The organism is Acidimicrobiales bacterium (assembly GCA_041394245.1).
GTDB lineage: Bacteria > Actinomycetota > Acidimicrobiia > Acidimicrobiales > Aldehydirespiratoraceae > JAJRXC01.
The window spans coordinates 260,331-277,647 of sequence record JAWKIR010000003.1 but is presented as its reverse complement, the minus strand read 5'-3'; the positions used below and the strand labels follow the sequence as shown (position 1 = coordinate 277,647).

The 17,317-nt window shown below is 67.7% G+C and carries 16 protein-coding genes; 13 read left to right on the top strand and 3 right to left on the bottom strand.

What is annotated here, in order from left to right:
• Position 1 precedes the first annotated feature (1 nt).
• From R2707_15930 to R2707_15890, 9 genes are read left to right on the top strand one after another with little or no spacing between them, the layout of a single operon-like run.
• Positions 2-541, top strand: coding sequence for an NADH-quinone oxidoreductase subunit I (locus tag R2707_15930; GenBank protein MEZ5246588.1), 540 nt, complete (start codon positions 2-4; stop codon positions 539-541).
• Positions 538-1,071, top strand: coding sequence for an NADH-quinone oxidoreductase subunit J (locus tag R2707_15925; GenBank protein MEZ5246587.1), 534 nt, complete (start codon positions 538-540; stop codon positions 1,069-1,071). The genes R2707_15930 and R2707_15925 overlap by 4 nt, the downstream gene beginning before the upstream one ends.
• A gap of 14 nt (positions 1,072-1,085) precedes the next feature.
• Complete coding sequence (nuoK, locus tag R2707_15920) at positions 1,086-1,385, top strand: NADH-quinone oxidoreductase subunit NuoK (protein ID MEZ5246586.1); 300 nt, start codon at positions 1,086-1,088, stop codon at positions 1,383-1,385.
• A gap of 10 nt (positions 1,386-1,395) precedes the next feature.
• Positions 1,396-3,861, top strand: coding sequence for an NADH-quinone oxidoreductase subunit L (locus R2707_15915; GenBank protein ID MEZ5246585.1), 2,466 nt, complete (start codon positions 1,396-1,398; stop codon positions 3,859-3,861).
• A 13-nt stretch (positions 3,862-3,874) separates the two neighbouring features.
• Complete coding sequence (locus tag R2707_15910; protein MEZ5246584.1) at positions 3,875-5,464, top strand: NADH-quinone oxidoreductase subunit M; 1,590 nt, start codon at positions 3,875-3,877, stop codon at positions 5,462-5,464.
• Positions 5,465-5,466: 2 nt separating this feature from the next.
• Complete coding sequence (locus R2707_15905) at positions 5,467-6,963, top strand: NADH-quinone oxidoreductase subunit N (protein ID MEZ5246583.1); 1,497 nt, start codon at positions 5,467-5,469, stop codon at positions 6,961-6,963.
• 13 nt (positions 6,964-6,976) lie between these two features.
• Positions 6,977-8,035: an SAM-dependent methyltransferase gene (locus tag R2707_15900; GenBank protein ID MEZ5246582.1), complete on the top strand. Its 1,059-nt coding sequence runs from the start codon at positions 6,977-6,979 to the stop codon at positions 8,033-8,035.
• A 60-nt stretch (positions 8,036-8,095) separates the two neighbouring features.
• Positions 8,096-8,371 carry a hypothetical protein gene (locus R2707_15895; protein ID MEZ5246581.1) on the top strand — a complete coding sequence of 92 codons (276 nt, stop codon included), beginning with the start codon at positions 8,096-8,098 and terminating at the stop codon, positions 8,369-8,371.
• Between the two features lie 50 nt (positions 8,372-8,421).
• Positions 8,422-9,069, top strand: coding sequence for a TetR family transcriptional regulator (locus tag R2707_15890; GenBank protein ID MEZ5246580.1), 648 nt, complete (start codon positions 8,422-8,424; stop codon positions 9,067-9,069).
• On the opposite strand, the gene R2707_15885 is transcribed toward R2707_15890, so the two are convergent.
• A complete protein-coding gene (locus R2707_15885) occupies positions 9,039-10,490 on the bottom strand; it encodes a DUF4349 domain-containing protein (GenBank protein MEZ5246579.1) in 1,452 nt (483 codons plus the stop codon). The genes R2707_15890 and R2707_15885 overlap by 31 nt on opposite strands.
• A 153-nt stretch (positions 10,491-10,643) precedes the next feature.
• Here R2707_15885 and R2707_15880 point away from each other — a divergent pair, with 153 nt between their 5' ends.
• Together R2707_15880 and R2707_15875 are read left to right on the top strand one after the other, a co-directional pair.
• Positions 10,644-12,881 (top strand): molybdopterin oxidoreductase family protein, encoded by a 2,238-nt coding sequence (locus R2707_15880; protein ID MEZ5246578.1) that lies wholly within the window; start codon positions 10,644-10,646, stop codon positions 12,879-12,881.
• A gap of 46 nt (positions 12,882-12,927) precedes the next feature.
• Positions 12,928-13,572: a hypothetical protein gene (locus R2707_15875; protein MEZ5246577.1), complete on the top strand. Its 645-nt coding sequence runs from the start codon at positions 12,928-12,930 to the stop codon at positions 13,570-13,572.
• Positions 13,573-13,591: 19 nt separating this feature from the next.
• Here R2707_15875 and R2707_15870 read toward each other — a convergent pair whose 3' ends face one another.
• Positions 13,592-14,329 carry a PIG-L deacetylase family protein gene (locus tag R2707_15870; protein MEZ5246576.1) on the bottom strand — a complete coding sequence of 246 codons (738 nt, stop codon included), beginning with the start codon at positions 14,327-14,329 and terminating at the stop codon, positions 13,592-13,594.
• Between the two features lie 28 nt (positions 14,330-14,357).
• The gene (locus tag R2707_15865) at positions 14,358-15,146 is read right to left on the bottom strand and encodes an SDR family oxidoreductase (GenBank protein MEZ5246575.1); all 789 of its coding nucleotides are present in this window, start codon (positions 15,144-15,146) and stop codon (positions 14,358-14,360) included.
• Positions 15,147-15,173: 27 nt separating this feature from the next.
• Between R2707_15865 and R2707_15860 the strand changes: the two genes are divergently transcribed.
• Together R2707_15860 and R2707_15855 are read left to right on the top strand one after the other, a co-directional pair.
• Positions 15,174-16,001 carry an HDIG domain-containing protein gene (locus R2707_15860; protein ID MEZ5246574.1) on the top strand — a complete coding sequence of 276 codons (828 nt, stop codon included), beginning with the start codon at positions 15,174-15,176 and terminating at the stop codon, positions 15,999-16,001.
• Positions 16,002-16,073: 72 nt separating this feature from the next.
• Positions 16,074-17,285, top strand: coding sequence for a cytochrome P450 (locus R2707_15855; protein MEZ5246573.1), 1,212 nt, complete (start codon positions 16,074-16,076; stop codon positions 17,283-17,285).
• Positions 17,286-17,317: the final 32 nt, after the last annotated feature.

Sequence of the window (17,317 nt, the reverse complement as noted above, 5' to 3'; positions counted from 1 at the left end):
CATGGGCCTCGTACCTGGACTCATCAAGGGCCTCGGTGTCACCGGTGGCACCATCCTCAAGACCGTCTTCCCCGACGGGTTGAAGAAGCCCATCCCGGCGCCCTCGCGTGGCGCCGAGACCGTGCAGTACCCGCACGAGAAGGAACAGCCGGCGCCCCGCGCCCGTGGCGTCATCGCGCTGCACGAGGAGAACTGCACCTCGTGCATGCTGTGCGCCCGTGAATGCCCCGACTGGTGCATCTACATCGAGGGCCACAAGGAGAAGGCGCCGCCGCGCCGTGCGGGTGGCAAGCCCCGCCAGCGCAACAAGCTCGACCGGTTCGACATCGACTTCGCCCTGTGCATGTACTGCGGCATCTGTGTCGAGGTGTGCCCGTTCGAAGCCCTGTTCTGGAGCCCGGAGTACGAGTTCTCCGAGCCCCGCATCGCCGATCTGCTCCACGACAAGTCGCGTCTCGGGGAGTGGATGGAGACGGTTCCCGAGTTCGAGGACTACGAAGCCGGTTCCGAGGCGAAGAAGCTGAAGGTGCCGCCGACATGAGCGCACTGCTCGCGGCGATCTCCACCGACGCCGACATCATGGTCGCCCAGAACATCTTCTTCGGCGTCGTCGCCGCGGTGATGGTCGTCGCGGCCCTACGGGTCGTGACCACTCACAACGTCGTGCATGCGGCCCTGTGGTTGGTGATCGTGCTCGCCGGCGTCGCCGTCCAGTTCATCCTGCTCGGCGCCGAGTTCGTCGCGGTCACCCAGGTGCTCGTCTACATCGGTGCCGTCGTCGTGCTGTTCCTGTTCGGCGTCATGCTCACCCGGGCGTCGCTCGGCGAGGACGAGGGCGTCGACACCGAGAAACGCTCGATGGCCGCGTTCGTCGGCGTGCTGCTCTTCGCCGTGATGGCGTTGGCCCTCATCGACACATGGGGCGACGACCGGCTCGTGATCGACGAACCCCAGCGGGTCGCCGAGGTGAGCGACTCCATCTTCTCGCAATACATCGTCCCGTTCGAAGCCGTCTCGGTGCTGCTGCTCGCCGCGCTGATCGGTGCCATCGTCGTGGCCCGGAAAGACTGAGAGGGGACCTGATCATGCTGCTGAACCAGTTCCTGCTCCTCGCCGCCATCTTGTTCTGCATCGGCGTCTATGGCGTGCTCGCTCGCAAGAACGGCATGCTCGTGCTGATGTCGATCGAATTGATCCTCAACGCCGTCAACATCAACCTCGTCGCCTTCGGTTCGCTGACCGACGACGTGGCCGGCGAGGTCTTCGCCCTGTTCACGATCGCCGTCGCCGCTGCCGAAGTCGGCATCGGCCTCGCCATCGTCTTGCTCATGTACCGCAACCGCCGAAGCATCGACCTCTCCGAGGCCGATCTCATGAAGGGCTGAGGGGAAGCTGATGAGTTCACTTCTCGCCGTCGCCCTCCCGTTCGTCACCGAGGGACCCTCCGAGGTCTCGAGCGTCACCCACGAGGCCGGCTGGTTCCTCGAGAACGCCTGGATCATCCCGCTGCTGCCGGCGATCTCGTTCCTGCTCATCTTGTTCTTCGGGAAGCGCATGCCGAAGAAGGGCGCCGAGTTCGGTATCGCCGCCGTGGGGATCGCCTTCCTGCTCGCCGTGCTCACCGGCTTCAGCTGGCTCGACCATCGCGACAACTTCGACGGCCCCCTGGCCGAGTCGCCCTCGACCCATGCCGACGACTCACACGCCGACGACACGCATGCCGACGACACGCATGCTGACGATGCAGAACACAGCGATGACGCAGAGCACTCCGATGACGCCGAGCACTCCGACGAGGAGGCACTGGGCGTCGCCGTGATCGACCAGGACGGCACCTCGTCGTCGGACGCCGTCGTCCTGACCGCCGAGGCCGAGGGCGAGGAAGGCGGCGAGCATCCCTATGTCGCCGTCCAGAACTCGACCCAGTGGCTCCAGTCGGGCGGCATCGAGTTCAACGCCGGCATCCTGGTCGACGGCTTGTCGGTGATGATGCTCTTCGTCGTCACCCTGATCTCGCTGCTGGTCCACATCTACTCGACCGACTATGTGAGCGGCGACCGCCGCTACACCCACTACTTCGCCTTCCTGTCGCTGTTCACGGCGTCGATGCTCTTCTTCGTCCTGAGCGACAACATCCTCCAGATGATCGTGGGTTGGGAGCTCGTGGGCGTCTGTTCCTTCGCCCTGATCGGCCACTGGTGGGAGGAGAAGCCCAACAGCGACGCGGCGCTCAAGGCGTTCCTCACCAATCGCGTCGGCGACGTCGGCCTGCTGGTCGGCATGATCACCCTGTTCTTCGCCGCCGGTGGCGGACAGACCTTCGACACGCTGGCCATCAACAACGCGATCAACCAGGGCGCCGTCGGCCACACCGCCCTCGTCGTGGCAGCGGCCGCCCTCACCGCTGCGGTCATGTCGAAGTCCGGCCAGTTCGTCCTCCACACCTGGCTGCCCGACGCCATGGCCGGACCCACCCCGGTCTCCGCGTTGATCCACGCGGCGACCATGGTCGTCGCCGGCATCTACATGGTCGCCCGCCTGTATCCCGTGTTCTTCGAGGGCATGCAGATCGGTGGATCCAGCATCAACCTGTTGTCCACGGTTGGCGCGGTCACCCTCGTCCTGGCCGGATTGCTGGCCTTCGTGCAGACCGACATCAAGAAGGTGCTCGCCTACTCGACGGTGTCGCAGCTCGGCTACATGGCGATGGCGCTCGGCGTCGGCGCCTGGACGGCGGCGATCTTCCACCTCTTCACCCACGCCTTCTTCAAGGCCAACCTCTTCCTCGGGTCGGGTTCGGTCGCCCACGCGGTCCACAGCTTCGACATGAAGAAATCGATGGGCGGCATGAAGAAGTTCATGCCGCGCACCTACATCACCTTCATCATCGGTTCGGTCGCGCTGGCCGGTCTGCCGCCGCTCGCCGGCTTCTGGTCCAAGGACGAGATCCTCGTCGGCACCGGCGGCTGGGGTCTCTTCGGCGGCACCGGGGGCAACGGTGCCTACACCTTCCACCTTCTCATGGGCATGGTCGGTGCGGCGCTCACCGCGGCCTACATGACCCGGTGCATCTATCTCACCTTCCACGGTGAGTACCGCGGCAACGACCACCACGACGATGCCCACACCCACGCCGACGATGGCCACGACACCCACCACGACCCACACGAGTCCGGGCCCCGGATCCTCTGGCCGCTCTACATCCTGTCGGGCTTCTCGATCCTGGTCGGCTTCCTCAACCTGCCGAAGGGCTTCCAGCTGGTGCCGAAGTCGCTGCAGCTGCGTTTCGAGCACTTCATCGAACCGGCCGGTGCCTCGTACTTCCCGGCGATCGCCCATGGTGCGCCGAGCTGGTCACTGGCCGTCATCTCGACGGGCATCGCGCTCTCCGGCATCGGTGCTGCCTACTGGTACTACTTCGTGAAGGTCGACGGCCTGGCCAAGCAGACCGGGCAGCACCTGACCGAGCTCCCCAACGGTCTCGTCACCACCAACAAGGCCGCGCGTACCGCCCACAAGGTCCTCGTCGAGAAGTACTACCTCGACCACCTCTACACCGGGGTCATCGCCGGCTTCACCAAGGGCCCGCTGGCCCGCGCTGCGTACTGGGTCAACCAGAACATCATCGACGGTGCCGTCGACGCCGCCGGACGGACCTCGGTCACCGTCGGACGCAATGTCTACGACAAGCTCGATCAGGGTCTGATCGAGGGCGTCGTCAACGGCTCCGGCAAGGTGTCCGACGCCACCGGCCAGGAGCTCCGCCACATCAACACCGGCAAGGTCCAGAACTACGCCGCCCTCCTCTTCGCCGGTGCAGCAGTGCTCGCCGGCGCTTTCATCGTCATTCTCGCCCTCTAGGAATCCCGGAACAATGGACACACTGGACACCAACAACTGGCTCCTCACCGCTCTGGTCTTCGCCCCGCTCGCCGGTGCGCTGATCATGGCGCTGATCCCCGAGAAGGAAGAGGACACCCAGAAGCAGTGGGCGATCCTCGTCTCGCTGATCACGCTCGGCCTCGGCGTCGGCCTCCTCGTGACGTTCGACTACGACCAGGCCGGGGTGCTCCAGAACTTCGTCGACGTCAAGTGGATCGAGGTCATCGGCGCCGGCTACACGATGGGCGTCGACGGCATGTCGCTGCCGCTCATCGCCCTCACCGTCCTGGTGATGCCGCTGGTCTTCATCTACTCGTGGAACCACATCCCCAACCCGGGGAACCCCAAGGCGTTCCTCATGCTCATGCTCATCCTCGAGACGGGCATGATCGGCACGTTCGTGGCCCAGGACCTCATCTTGTTCTTCGTCTTCTTCGAGGTCGTGCTGCTCCCGATGTTCTTCATGATCGCGGTGTGGGGCGGCGAGGATCGCCGCTACGCCTCGCTGAAGTTCTTCCTCTACACGTTGTTCGGTTCGGCGCTCATGTTGCTGTCGTTCCTGGCGCTGTTCTTCCTCACCGGCGCCGAGACCGGCGAGTACACGTTCAACATGCTGGCGCTGTCGGAGAACGCCGGCGACGGCATCGTGCGCTCGACCCAGCTCATCGTCTTCGGTGGCATGTTCATCGGCTTCGGCGTCAAGGTGCCGATGTTCCCCTTCCACACCTGGCTGCCCGACGCCCACACGCAGGCCCCCACGCAGGGCTCGGTCATCCTTGCCGCCGTCCTGCTGAAGCTCGGCACCTACGGCTTCATCCGCATCGCCATCCCGATGCTGCCCGAGGCCGCCGAGGCCTGGGCCCCCTGGATCGGTCTCCTTGCCGTCATCGGCATCATCTACGGCGCTCTCGGGTGTCTGGCCCAGACCGACATGAAGCGCCTCATCGCCTTCTCCTCGGTGGCCCACATGGGCTTCGTGATGCTCGGCATCTCGACCCTCACCGACTTCGGCATCAACGCCGCCATCTTCGGCATGGTCGCCCACGGCCTGATCACCGGCATGCTCTTCTTCGTCGCCGGTTCGGTGAAGGACCGCTATCACACCCTCGACATCGGCCGTCTCGGCGGCATGCTCGTCCAGGCCCCCAAGCTCGGCTGGATCCTCGGCTTCACGGCCATGGCCTCGCTCGGGCTCCCCGGTCTGGCCGGATTCTGGGGTGAGTTCCCCGCGATCTTGTCGGCCTACAACCCGGCCGCCGGGCTCCCCGAGGAAACCTTCCGCGGCTACATGGTCGTTGCCGCCGTCGGCACGGTGCTCGCCGCCGGCTACCTCCTGTGGCTCCTCCAGCGCACCGCGATGGGCGAACCGTCCGAGGAGTTCGCCGACGACCCCCACATCACCGACGTCTCGACGATCGAGTGGATCGCGTGGACCCCGTTCCTCGTCCTGATCGTCGTGCTCGGCGTCGCCCCGGGCCTCGTCTTCGAGGTCACCGATCCGGCCGTGGTCGAGTCGCTCAAGGGCTGCCTCGAGACCGGATGTGAGGCCGCTCGCGCCGCTGCGCAGGTGGCCGGAGGCTGAGCATGCTTGCCCTACTCGCCCAGGCTGAATTCGTTCGGCCCCCGATCGACTGGCACGCCGCCGCGCCCGAGCTGACCCTGCTCGCGTTCGGCGCGCTGTTGACGATGATGGACATCGGGTGGCTCGAGAAGGGCCGCAAGTTCGCGGCTCCGATGGCCTCCATCGCCCTCCTCGCCACGATGATCCCGATCCTGACCCTTGCCGCCGACGGCGCCGATCGGTCGATGTTCAACGGGGCCTTCGTCGTCGACAACTACTCGCTGATCATGAAGGCGATGTTCGTGCTCGCCGGCTATGTCGTCGTGCTGTTGTCGACCAACTACATCGCCGAAGGCGACTACTGGGAGAACGAGTACTACGGCCTGCTCGTGAGCTCGATTCTCGGCATGGTCCTGATGGCGTCGGCTCGTGACCTCATCTCCATCTTCGTGGCCCTCGAGCTGCTCTCGATCCCGGCCTACATGCTGGCCACCTGGCGCAAGCGCGACCTCAAGAGCAACGAGGCCGGCCTCAAGTACTACCTGATGGGCGTCTTCGCCTCGGCGGTGATGCTCTACGGCATGTCGCTGCTCTACGGCAGCACCGGCTCGACCCTGCTCACCGACATCAACACCGCGGTCGGCGGTGCCGCCGACCCGACGGCTGTCGTCGTCCTCGGCATCATCTTCGTGGTGGTCGGCTTCGCGTTCAAGGTGTCGGCGTTCCCGTTCCACACCTGGGCCCCCGACACCTACGAGGGCGCGCCGACCCCGGTCACCGCCTTCTTGTCGGTGGCCTCGAAGGCCGCCGGCTTCGTGGCGCTCATGAACGTGGTGTTCGTCGGCCTGCTCGGTCGCGACGATGTCGTCGAACCGCTCATGTGGGTCCTCGCCGCCGCCTCGATGACGGTCGGCAACCTCGTCGCACTCCGCCAGACCAACATCGTGCGCATGCTCGCGTACTCCGGCGTCGCCCAGGCGGGTTACATGATCGCCCCGCTCGCCGTCATCGGCGACGTGCCCGACACCGCCCTCGGCGCCGTCGTCACGTATCTCGTGATCTACGCGGCGATGAACCTCGGCGCGTTCGCCGTGGTGATGGCGGTCGCCCGCAAGACCCGTTCGGCCGAGATCAGCGACTTCCGGGGCCTGTTCCACTACGCGCCCGGGCTCACCGTCGCGATGACGATCTTCCTGTTCTCGCTCGCCGGTATCCCGCCCCTCGGCGGCTGGTTCGCCAAGTTCCGGGTGATCGAGGCCCTCATCGACGCCAACAACCCGTCGGGCGTGGCGCTCGGTGTGGTCGTCGCGGTCAACTCGGTGATCGCGCTCTACTACTACGCCCGGATCGGGCTCGGGATGTGGGTCGAGGAGGCCCCCGATGGCGATCTGAGCCGGGTCGACGTGCCGGTCTCGCTCCTCGCGGCGATCGGCCTGACCGGCATCGTGACGATCCTGTTCGGCCTCGGCGTGGTCGTCGGCGACTTCACCGACCTCAGCCTTCTCGCCGTCGGCAGCTGACCCAGGCCAGGTCGTGACGGCTGAGTCGATCACCGATCGTCTCGAAGCCCTGATCGCCGGCCGGGGACCCATCCCCGTCAGCGACTACATCGAGGAAGCGCTCTACGGACCCGACGGCTTCTACATGGTCGGCGGTCAGGCCGGGCGACGGGGCGACTTCCTGACCGCGCCAGAGGTCGGCCCCCTCTTCGGCGCCGTCGTGGCCCGCGCCGTCGACCACTGGTGGCGCGAGCTCGGGAGCCCGACGGAGTTCACCGTTCTCGAGTGGGGGGCCGGACCCGGCACCCTCGCCCGTGGCGTCCTCGCGGCGAACCCCGAGGTGCTGTCGAGCGGTGCCCTGCGCTGGTTCATGGTGGAGCGCTCCCCGGAGCAGCACGCCCGACATCCGGTCCACGAGCGGTTCTCCTCTGCCCTTCCCGATGACGTCCCCGGCGTCGACGTCGGCGTGGTGCTCGCCAACGAACTGCTCGACAATCTCGCGTTCGACATCGTCGAACGCACGATCGACGGCTGGGCCGAGATCCTCGTCGACGCGGTCGATGGAGCGTTCGTGGAGCGACGGGCGCCGGCGCAGCCGATGGCCGACATGGCAGCCGGCACGGTTCCCGTCGCCTCCCGCTTGCCTCGTCAGCGCCAGGCCCGCGCGTGGCTCACCGACGCGAAACGACGCATCGACCGTGGTCGCGTGGTCGTGTTCGACTATGGCGCAACGAGTGCCGAGCTCGCCGCGAGAGACGGCGCCTGGTTGCGCACGCATGCGGGCCACACCGTCGGGGCCGATTGGCTCGCCACTCCCGGCTCGTGCGACATCACCGCCGACGTCGACCTGGATCAGCTCCAGCTCGAGCATCCGGCCGATCGCCACGAATGTCAGTCGGAGTGGCTGCGCCGGTTCGGGATCGACGAGCTGGTCGAGGAGGGCCGCGAGATCTGGGCCCAATCGGCCGGCGTCGGCGACCTCGCAGCCCTCACGGCGCGCAGCCGGATCCGCGAGGCCGAAGCGCTGTGCGACCCCGGTGGCATGGGCGGCTTCCACGTCCTCGAATGGGCGGTCGGGCCACCCGTGCCGTGACCCGGAAATGGGCCGGGCGACCCTGGCCCCGACGGTGGGTCCGCGGTTCCCTGGACACCCATGGCGCTCACCGAAACCCAGGATTCCATCGGCGACGGTCGGTCGTTGCACGTCGACCACTTCGGCCTGAGCATCGGACCGGTGTCGGTCGGCCTCCCTCCGGCCCGCACCGCCGACGACGTGTACCGCCGCTACCTCGACCTCATGCGGCTACTGCAGCGCGGACCGGTGTCCGTCGTCGTCGCCCCGTCGGACGATCTGGTCGCGTTGGCCGGGGCCACCGGCGCCGCGCCGGCGTTCATCGCCCGTCGTCTCGCCGCGCTGCAGAAGAGCTGACCGCCGGCCTCTTGGGGTCGGGCGGCGCCGAGGCCCTACACTCCGGAACCGTGACGTTCACCGACCGACTTCCGCTCACCCGTCAGCGGGTGGCCGATGCGGCCCTGGCGTTCATCGACGAGCACGGGCTCGACGGCCTGAGCATGCGCAAGCTCGGTGCCGAGCTCGGGGTCGAGGCGATGTCGCTCTACAACCACGTCACCAACAAGGCCGATCTGCTCGGGGCGGTTGCCGAGCGGCTCTTCCAGGATGTGCTCGACGCCTACGGCGAACCCTCCGGCGACTGGAAGGTCCATGCCCGTGCGTTGTGTCACGCGTATGTCGATGTCGCAGCGGCCCACCCGCTCGCCGTCAGCTTGCTGATCACGCCGACGAACGGTTCGCAGTCGGCGCACGAGTTCGATCAGCGCATCGTCGGCGCGGCGCGGCGCTTCAGCGACGACGACCGGATCGGCGCGCTGGCGTTCGCCACGGTGTCGAACTGGGTGATCGGCACCATCGTGCAGCAACACGGACTCATGGGCCCGGCGGTCATCCGCGAGCCCGCGGCCGCCGACGCCGAAACCGACGACGAGCTCATCTGTTTCCAGCGAGCCGCCGAGCAGCTGTCGGCCGACGAGCGCTTCGACGAAGGCCTCGAGGTCGTGCTCGCCGGCCTCGAAGCCCGCTACTTCGACGCCCCACCTTCGTCGGAGTAGCCCGCCGCAGCCTGCGAGGCGACAGGGGCCTCGACAGAGGCGAACCGTTCGTCGGCGCGTCGGCGCTGCGAGATCATGTACTTCCGGCCCAGCCACACGGCCAGGGCGATGATCGGGACGAAGGGGAGCAGTGCCCCGACGACGATCATCAGGATGCTGACGACGGCGATCATGGCGTCCCATCCGCTCGAGAACGAGTCGCCGAAACCGGGCAGCGGGTCATCACCCTCCGCCGACAGGAACACCGCATCGTCCGCCGTGAGCTCGAGCCCGTCCGACGTGGCCGGCGTGGCCGAGACCTCGATCACGATGTCGGTCCCTCCTGCGACATCCACCCGGTTGACCGACCCGCCTTCGGCGTCGAGTTCCACGGTCAACAGGAGCTCGTCGCCGGGCGAGATCTCGTCGAGGGTGGCAACGCCGTCGAGGATCTCGAAGTCGTCGACGCGGAGCCGCAGGGTCGGCGACTCGACATCGATCGCGGTCAGGGTGTCCTCACCGGTGTTGTTGACGCTGACGCACAGCACGGCGGTGTCGTCGGCCCCCATCGAGAGGCTGGATCGTCCGGGGCAGGCATCGTCGGCGCTCGTGCCGAGCCAGGCGACGACCTCGACCTCGGGCTGGAGACGGTCAGGGTCGAGTTCGAGGATCGTCAGCGTGATGGTCGACAGGGCGATCTGATCGCCGATGGTCTTGCGCTGACCGAGCAGTCGCTCCAGATCGGCCTGCCGGGTCGCGAGTTCCTCCTCCAGTTGGAAGATCGTGTTGAGGTCGCGTGCGTCGTCGAGCAGGGCCTGGACCCGGGCGACGCTCGACTCGGCGGCGATGATGCGTGCGTCGAGGTCGACGACGACCTCGGTGACGTCGTCGCTGGTCGTGCTCTCGCTCACGATCCCGACCCCCGGTACGCGGGTGATCGCGGCGATGAGTCGATCGAAGTCGAGTGGTGGCACCCGGATGGTGAGCACGGCGCGCGGCGTCGGCTCCGTGGACGTCTCCTGGCCCCAGATCGCCCCACCGTTGTCGAAGACCGTGTCGATGATGGTGTCGGTCGTGGCGCCCACGTCGGCCGCCTCGATCACGATCTCGCCCGTCTTGATGATCTGACGGCCGAGGAAGATGGGGACGACCTCGGCCTGGGGTCGTTCACCGGGATCGGCGGGCTCGTCCTGGGCGAAGGAGTCGGCCGTCGTGCTATCGGACCCGAACCCCTCGGCCTCTCCGTCGGCGTCGCTCATGTCGCGGTCGTCGGTGCGGTCGTCGGGTGCCTCGTCGCTCGCGGGCGGCGGTGTCGGGTCGGTGGTGACCTCGTCGAAGCCGCCGGCATCGTCGGTACTGGTGTCGCTGTCGGTGTCGGCATCGCTGCAGGCGGCCAGCAGCAGCATCACCGCGGCGAAGAGTGCGAGTAGTCGTCGTGACATGGATCCCCCAGGAAGTGTGTCGTCGGGGGGTCAGACGAGAACGGCGCGGCGATTGGTTCCCGGGTCACGGGAATGGCTGCGTTTCGTCACCTCGTCGTAGTGTTCGTCACACGGGTTCCCGAACGAGGTTCGGGTCTGCATCGAGGGGGACACATGGCCGATCAGGGCGTTCGGGAGCGACGAATCCACATCCGGACATGTCATCTCTGCGAGGCGATGTGTGGCCTCGAGGTCCATGTCGAGGCGGACGAGGCCGGTGAGGAGACCGTCGCTCTGATCCGTCCGAATCGCGACGACGTGTGGTCGAAGGGCCACATCTGTCCGAAGGGCACGGCGCTCGGTCACCTGCACCACGATCCCGACCGGCTGCGGGTGCCGATGATCAAGGGCGACGACGGTGTGCACCGCGAAGCCACGTGGGACGAGGCGTTCGCCCGGGCGGAGGAACTCATGAGCGCCGTGATCGCGGAGCACGGCAAGGAAGCCGTGACGATCTACATCGGCAACCCAGTGGCCCACAACTTCTCGCTGAGCCGCTACACGGGTCTCCTGATGGGGCTGGCCGACCTCCCCGGACCGATCTACTCGGCGGGCACGGTCGACCAGTGGCCGAAGAACCTCACCTGCTGGACGATGTACGGCAACCAGTGGCGCATCCCCGCCCCCGATCTGCCCAACACCGACTACATCGTGGTGATGGGGGCCAACCCGCACGCGAGTCAGGGGTCGCTCCTCGCGTGCGCCGACGTCCTCGGTGAACTGGATCGAGTGCGCGAGCGGGGCAAGGTCGTGGTGATCGACCCTCGCCGTACGGGCACCGTCGACCATGCCGACCAGTGGTTGCCGATCCTGCCCGGCACCGACGCGGCTCTGATGCTGGCCGTCGTCCATGTGTTGTTCGCCGAGGATCTCGTCGACCTCGGCCACCTGGCCGATCGCCTCAAGCATGTCGACGAGGTGGCCCGCATCGCCGAGGACTTCCCGCCGGAACGGGTCGCGGCGACCTGTGGCGTCGATGCCGACGAGATCCGCACGCTCGCCCGCGAGTTCGCGGCCGCCGACCGCGCCGTCTGGTATGCCCGGATCGGCACGTGCAACCAGGAGTTCGGGACCCTGGCCTCGTGGTTGCCCGACGTGATCAACGCGCTCACCGCCAACCTCGACACCGAGGGTGGCCTCATGTGGGGCAAGCCGATCGCCTGGTCGGCGACGCTCAAGGATCGGGGCATGCCCATCGAGTTCGGCCGGTTCCACAGCCGGGTTCGTGGGGCTCCCGAGGTGATGGGTCAGTTCCCCGTGTCGTGCATGGCCGAGGAGATCGCGACGCCGGGTGAAGGGCAGCTGAAGGCGCTCGTCACCGTGGCCGGCAACCCGGTGATCTCCGCACCCGAAGCCGACAGGCTCGACGATGCCCTGCCGCTGCTCGACTGCATGATCTCGATCGACAACGCGCTCAACGAGACGACCCGCCACGCCGACGTGATCTTTCCGGGCCTCTCGCCGCTCGAGCAGCCCCACTACGACGAGCTGCTGTGGTCGTGGGCCGTGCGTTCGGCCGGGAAGTACTCCCCGACCCTCTTCGAGCCCGAGGACGGACGGCCGGGGGAGTGGGAGGTCCTCATGCGGGTGGGCGCCATGATGGGCGGCATCCCGCAGGAACACGTCGACGTGAAGGCGATCGACGACGGCTACTTCGCCGCATTCGCCGAGATGGGCGGCGCGGACCCGGCGGTGGCCCTGGCGGCCTGTCCCGAGCCCGGTCCCGAGCGACTCGCCGACAACGCGATCCGCACCGGGCCGTGGGGCGATCGCTACGGCGAGAACCCGGGGGGCCTGACCCTCGACTCGTTCCGGGCGGCGCCCAACGGCCTCGACATGGGTCCGATGGTTCCCCGCATCGACGAGATCATCGCCCACGCCGACGGCATGGTCGATCTCGCGCCGGACCATGTGGTCGCCGACATCCCGAGGCTGGTCGAGCGGCTCGACCGGGACCCCGACGGGCTCTTGCTGATCAGTCGACGCCATGTGCGCTCCAACAACTCGTGGATGCACAACATCAACGTGTTGGTGAAGGGAAAGGACCGGTGCACGCTGCTGATCCACCCCGACGACGCCGCGGCCGCCGGCATCGTCGACGGTGCCCTGGCCCGGGTGAGTTCCGAGGCCGGTTCGCTCGAGGTGTCGGCCGAGGTGAGCGACGAGATGCGGCCGGGGGTCGTCTCGTTGCCGCACGGATGGGGTCACGACAAGCCGGGGACCCGCATGTCGGTCGCCCGTGTACACGCCGGCGTCAACAACAACGTGCTCGCGCCGGGCACCTTCGTCGATGTGCCGTCGGGCAACGCCGCGGTCAACGGCATTCCGGTCGAGGTGTCGCCGGTCCGATAGCCGACCCACTTGCTCATGACCACGATTGGTGGTCAAATTCACCGCGATGCGTGGGATTGGGCGATCCGGAGGGCGGGAGCCGCGGCGACCCGGCGCGGTGCACCTCCCGGTGGGGGTGGGCGCGGCCGCGGTGCTCGCGCTGGCCGTCCTCGCGTCGGGCTGCACGGTCGCCTTTCGGGACCCGGGCGTCGTCGCGGGCTGTGGCCCGCTGCGCTACACCCTCGACACCGCCGACGTGTCGTTGTCGGCGGGGCGGCGCGCGGCGATCCACGACGCGGTCGAGGAGTTCGCGACCCTCGTCGGGCGTGTCGTCGTGGAGGTCACCGCCGGCAGTGCCGCCGACGGTGCCGCCGGTGATCCGGTGCGCATCGTGTTGGCCTGGCCCGAGGAGTCGCCCGATGGTCTCGGCTTCGCCGAACCCCAGGTCGTCGGGACCACATACGTCGGCGGATGGATCATGCTGAATCCGAGCATCAGGAGCGCACCGGCAGGGCTCATCCGTCGGCTTGTGCTGCACGAGCTCGGACATCTCCACGGTCTCGACGATGTGACCGACCCCGGCGAGCTCATGGACCCGTCGCTCGCCGCGACGAACTGGGGGCCCGGCGATCTCTTCGGGCTCGCCATGACCCACGGTGGCGGCTGCGAAGGCTCCCTGCTCTCCTCGGAGTTCCAGGCCCTCGCGAGCTGAGCGGGCTCGGCCTGTCCGGCTACTCGGTGTGGACGACCTTGAACGACTCGATGGCCCGCCCCTCGAGGCCGGCGCCGGTGCCGCCGGCGTGGGCCCACTCGCGGATCATGGTCGGCAAGGTGTCGGCCCGCGGCGCGTTCTGCGACTCGTGGGCCATCAAGGCCTCGATCTTGCGATCGAGCGAGTCGGTGATGTCGACATGGAGGTTGTGGTCGTTGCCCGCCATCAGCCACACCCGGGGCACCGCGTGGGGTTCGTGGCCCTCGGCGAGCAACTCGGGGAAGGAGTGCCCGTTGCGGGCGTCGGGGTACACGGCCGACACGGTCGCTTCACCGGCCGCGAGATGGTCGGGATGAGCGGCGTAGATCCGGTCGAGGTTGCGCACCGGTGTCTGGGTGATCACGAGATCGGGCCTCACGATCCGGATGAGGCGGGCAATCGCCTTGCGTAGCGTGAGGTCGGCCACGAGGTGGCCGTCGGGGAAGCCGAGCCAGTGGAGTTCGGAGACACCCACGATCGCAGCCGCGGCCGTCTGCTCCTTCCGGCGGATCTCGGTGAGCTCCGCCGGGCTGAGGTGCGCCGGCTCGCCGGCCTGGCCGCTGGTGACGAGGCCGTAGACGACCTCGACGCCATGGTTCGTCAGGGTCGCGACCGTGCCCGCGGCACCGAAGTCGATGTCGTCGGGGTGCGCGACGACGAGCAACGCCTTGCTCGGCAGGAAGTCGTCGTCGGCGTGGATCAGGTCTGCGAGCGCCATCGAGCCAGCCTACGGATCGGCGATCGGCTCAGACGTCGGGAATCCCCATGTCGAGGTTGGAGCCGGTGATCCCCCCGTCGACCCCGAGGAACTGGCCCGTCGTGTAGGCCGATGCGGGCGAGGCGAGGAAGAGCGCGGCCGCGGCGATCTCGTCGGGCTCGCCGAGGCGACCCAGCGGCGTCGACTCGTTCATCGCCTGTTCGAGTTCGGGGGTCTGGAGCACGATGTCGAGTGCCGAGGTGGCGATCGAGCCCGGGCACACCGCGTTGACCCGGATCTTGGGGGCGAGGTCCTGGGCAAGCGCCTTGGTCAGGTGGACGAGCGCGGCCTTCGCCGTGCCGTAGGCCGCGAACCCGCGGCTGGCGAAGAGCCCCGCGGTCGACGCGATGTTGACGATGTTGGCGCCTGGTCGCTCGACCAGGTGGGGAACCGCGAGCTGGCTCAGGTTGAACGCCGTCGTGACGTTCCAGCGCATCGCCCCGTCGAAGGCCTTCTCGCTGGTGTCCATGAACGCCTGCGGCATCGAACCGCCGACATTGTTGACGACCACGTCGATGCCGCCGAACTCCGTCACGGCTGCATCGACCAGCGTGGCGAGCCCTTCGCGGGTCGAGAGGTCGCCGGCGACGACCACGGCACGTCTCCCGTGGGCCTCGACCTCGGACGCCACCGTGGCCAGCTGCTCCGCGGTCCGTGCCCCGATCACCACGTGGGCACCGGCCTGCGCGAACATCGCAGCCGTGGCTGCGCCGATGCCGCGACCGGCCCCGGTGATGATGGCAACTTTGTCGTCGAGTCTGAATTGGTCGAGTCCCATGGATCACGACCGTAGACTTTCGGCGCGATGGAAACGACTTCGACGACCGACGAGCGCGACGACATCACCGGCGGCGCCGAGGCGTTGTCGGCGATCCTCATGGCCGACGACGTGTCCGGCGCGTTGTGGTCCGCCGTCGACAGCGGCCGCATCGACACGCTCGTGCCCGAACTGCCCGCGCTGCGGATGGAACAGGACCCCATCCATCGCCACAAGGACGTGCTCTCGCACACCATCGCCGTCGTGGCGAAGACTCCCGCCGACGTGATCGTGCGGCTCGCGGCCCTGTTCCACGACATCGCGAAGCCCCGGACCCGCAGTTTCGAACACGGCGGGGTCACCTTCCGCCACCACGAGGTGGTCGGCTCCCGCATGACCCGTCAACGGATGGCGACGCTCGGCTACGACGACGACACCGTCGACGAGGTCAGCGAGCTGGTCCGGCTGAGCGGTCGCTTCAAGGGCTACGCCGAAGGGTGGTCCGACAGCGCCGTGCGTCGCTACGCCCGCGACGCCGGTCCTCTGCTCGGCCGCCTCAATGCGTTGGTCCGTTCCGACTGCACGACGCGGAATCGTCAGAAGGCCGCCGATCTCCAGTCGGCCATCGACGATCTCGAACGTCGCATCGCCGGCCTCGCCGAGGAGGAGCGTCGCGCGGCCGAGCGTCCGCAGATCGACGGCCAGGCCGTGATGGCCCATCTCGGCACCGGCGGCGGCCGCCACATCGGCGACATCCTCCAGATGCTGCTCGACGTGAAGCGAACCGAGGGCGAGCTCTCCGACGACGAGGTCTACGCCCGGGTCGATGCGTGGTGGCGCGAGCACGCCGCCGACTACGGATCGCTCGCCGACTGAGCACGCGGCGGGGGTGAGGTTCGCCGCGCAGTGTCGGCACGTGGCACGATTCGTGTCGACGGAGGCGACAACATGACCAGCACCACCGACGACGAGATCTACTACGACCCGTTCGACTTCGACGTCGACGTCCGGGCTCACGAGGTCTGGCGGCGGATGCGCGACGAGACCCCGATCTATCGCAACGACGCCAAGAACTTCTTCGCGCTGACGCGCTACGACGACGTGCTGGAGTGTCTGCTCGACACCGACACCTATGTCTCGCGCTTCGGCACGACGCTCGACATGATGAGCGACGACGAGTTCCCGCTGCCCATGTTCATCTTCCGAGACCCGCCCGAACACACCTTGTTGCGCAAGCTGGTGAGCCGGGCGTTCACCCCCCGCAAGATCGACGGGCTCGAGGCACGCATCGAGCGGGTCTGCGGCCGATTGCTCGAACCACTCGAGGACGCTCCGGTGTTCGACTTCGTCGAAGCGTTCTCCTCCCTCCTTCCGCCGACCGTGATCCTCGCCCTGCTCGGCTTCCCGGAGGGGCTCGAGATGGAGATGCGGGCGTCGGTCGACGGGGGGCTGGCGATCGACGAGGACACCACGACAGGGAGTCGAGTTCTCGTGGAGGGCGAGAATCTCGGCAACGCCGTCTACGAGATGATCCCCGATCTGTGCAACGAACGTCGGGTGAACCCCACCGATGATCTCCTCACCGTGTTGGCAACGCACGAGCGCGAGCTCGAGGACGGCTCGACTCGTCCGCTGACGAACGACGAGATCATGGGCTACGTGGCCCTCATCGCCGGGGCCGGCAGCGAGACCGTGGCCCGGATGTTGGCGTGGGGCATCGTCCTGCTCGCCGATCACCCCGACCAGCTCCGCGAGCTGGGGGAGAACGACGCGTTGATCCCGAACGCGATCGAGGAGATCCTCCGCTACGAGGCACCGTCTCCGGTGCAGGGTCGCCGGGTGATGCGTGATGTCGAGTTCCACGGCCAGGTCGTGCCCGCCGGGTCCAACCTCTTGCTGGTCAACGGCAGCGGCAATCGCGACGAACGACACTTCGCCGACGCCGATCGTTTCGACATCCATCGCGACATCGACCGCCACCTCTCGTTCGGCTACGGCGCCCACTTCTGCATCGGGGCCGCGCTCGCCCGCCTCGAAGGGCGGATCGGGCTGGCCCAGATGGTGCAGCGCTACGGGACCTGGGACGTCGACCACGCCGCCATCGAGTGGGTCCACACCTCCACCGTGCGGGGCTACAAGTCGGTGCCGCTCACCGTCTGAGAAAACCGCTCGGATCGCGCTGCGTGGCGCCG

What these genes read in the sequence shown, in the direction of transcription:
- R2707_15910 (MEZ5246584.1), top strand. Translation starts at nt 3,875, where the DNA reads ATGGACACACTGGACACCAACAACTGGCTCCTCACCGCTCTGGTCTTC.
- R2707_15905 (MEZ5246583.1), top strand. Translation starts at nt 5,467, where the DNA reads ATGCTTGCCCTACTCGCCCAGGCTGAATTCGTTCGGCCCCCGATCGAC.
- R2707_15895 (MEZ5246581.1), top strand. Translation starts at nt 8,096, where the DNA reads ATGGCGCTCACCGAAACCCAGGATTCCATCGGCGACGGTCGGTCGTTG.
- R2707_15930 (MEZ5246588.1), top strand. Translation starts at nt 2, where the DNA reads ATGGGCCTCGTACCTGGACTCATCAAGGGCCTCGGTGTCACCGGTGGC.
- R2707_15875 (MEZ5246577.1), top strand. Translation starts at nt 12,928, where the DNA reads ATGCGTGGGATTGGGCGATCCGGAGGGCGGGAGCCGCGGCGACCCGGC.
- R2707_15870 (MEZ5246576.1), bottom strand. Translation starts at nt 14,329, where the DNA reads ATGGCGCTCGCAGACCTGATCCACGCCGACGACGACTTCCTGCCGAGC.
- R2707_15885 (MEZ5246579.1), bottom strand. Translation starts at nt 10,490, where the DNA reads ATGTCACGACGACTACTCGCACTCTTCGCCGCGGTGATGCTGCTGCTG.
- R2707_15855 (MEZ5246573.1), top strand. Translation starts at nt 16,074, where the DNA reads ATGACCAGCACCACCGACGACGAGATCTACTACGACCCGTTCGACTTC.
- R2707_15915 (MEZ5246585.1), top strand. Translation starts at nt 1,396, where the DNA reads ATGAGTTCACTTCTCGCCGTCGCCCTCCCGTTCGTCACCGAGGGACCC.
- R2707_15860 (MEZ5246574.1), top strand. Translation starts at nt 15,174, where the DNA reads ATGGAAACGACTTCGACGACCGACGAGCGCGACGACATCACCGGCGGC.
- R2707_15925 (MEZ5246587.1), top strand. Translation starts at nt 538, where the DNA reads ATGAGCGCACTGCTCGCGGCGATCTCCACCGACGCCGACATCATGGTC.
- R2707_15880 (MEZ5246578.1), top strand. Translation starts at nt 10,644, where the DNA reads ATGGCCGATCAGGGCGTTCGGGAGCGACGAATCCACATCCGGACATGT.
- R2707_15865 (MEZ5246575.1), bottom strand. Translation starts at nt 15,146, where the DNA reads ATGGGACTCGACCAATTCAGACTCGACGACAAAGTTGCCATCATCACC.
- nuoK (MEZ5246586.1), top strand. Translation starts at nt 1,086, where the DNA reads ATGCTGCTGAACCAGTTCCTGCTCCTCGCCGCCATCTTGTTCTGCATC.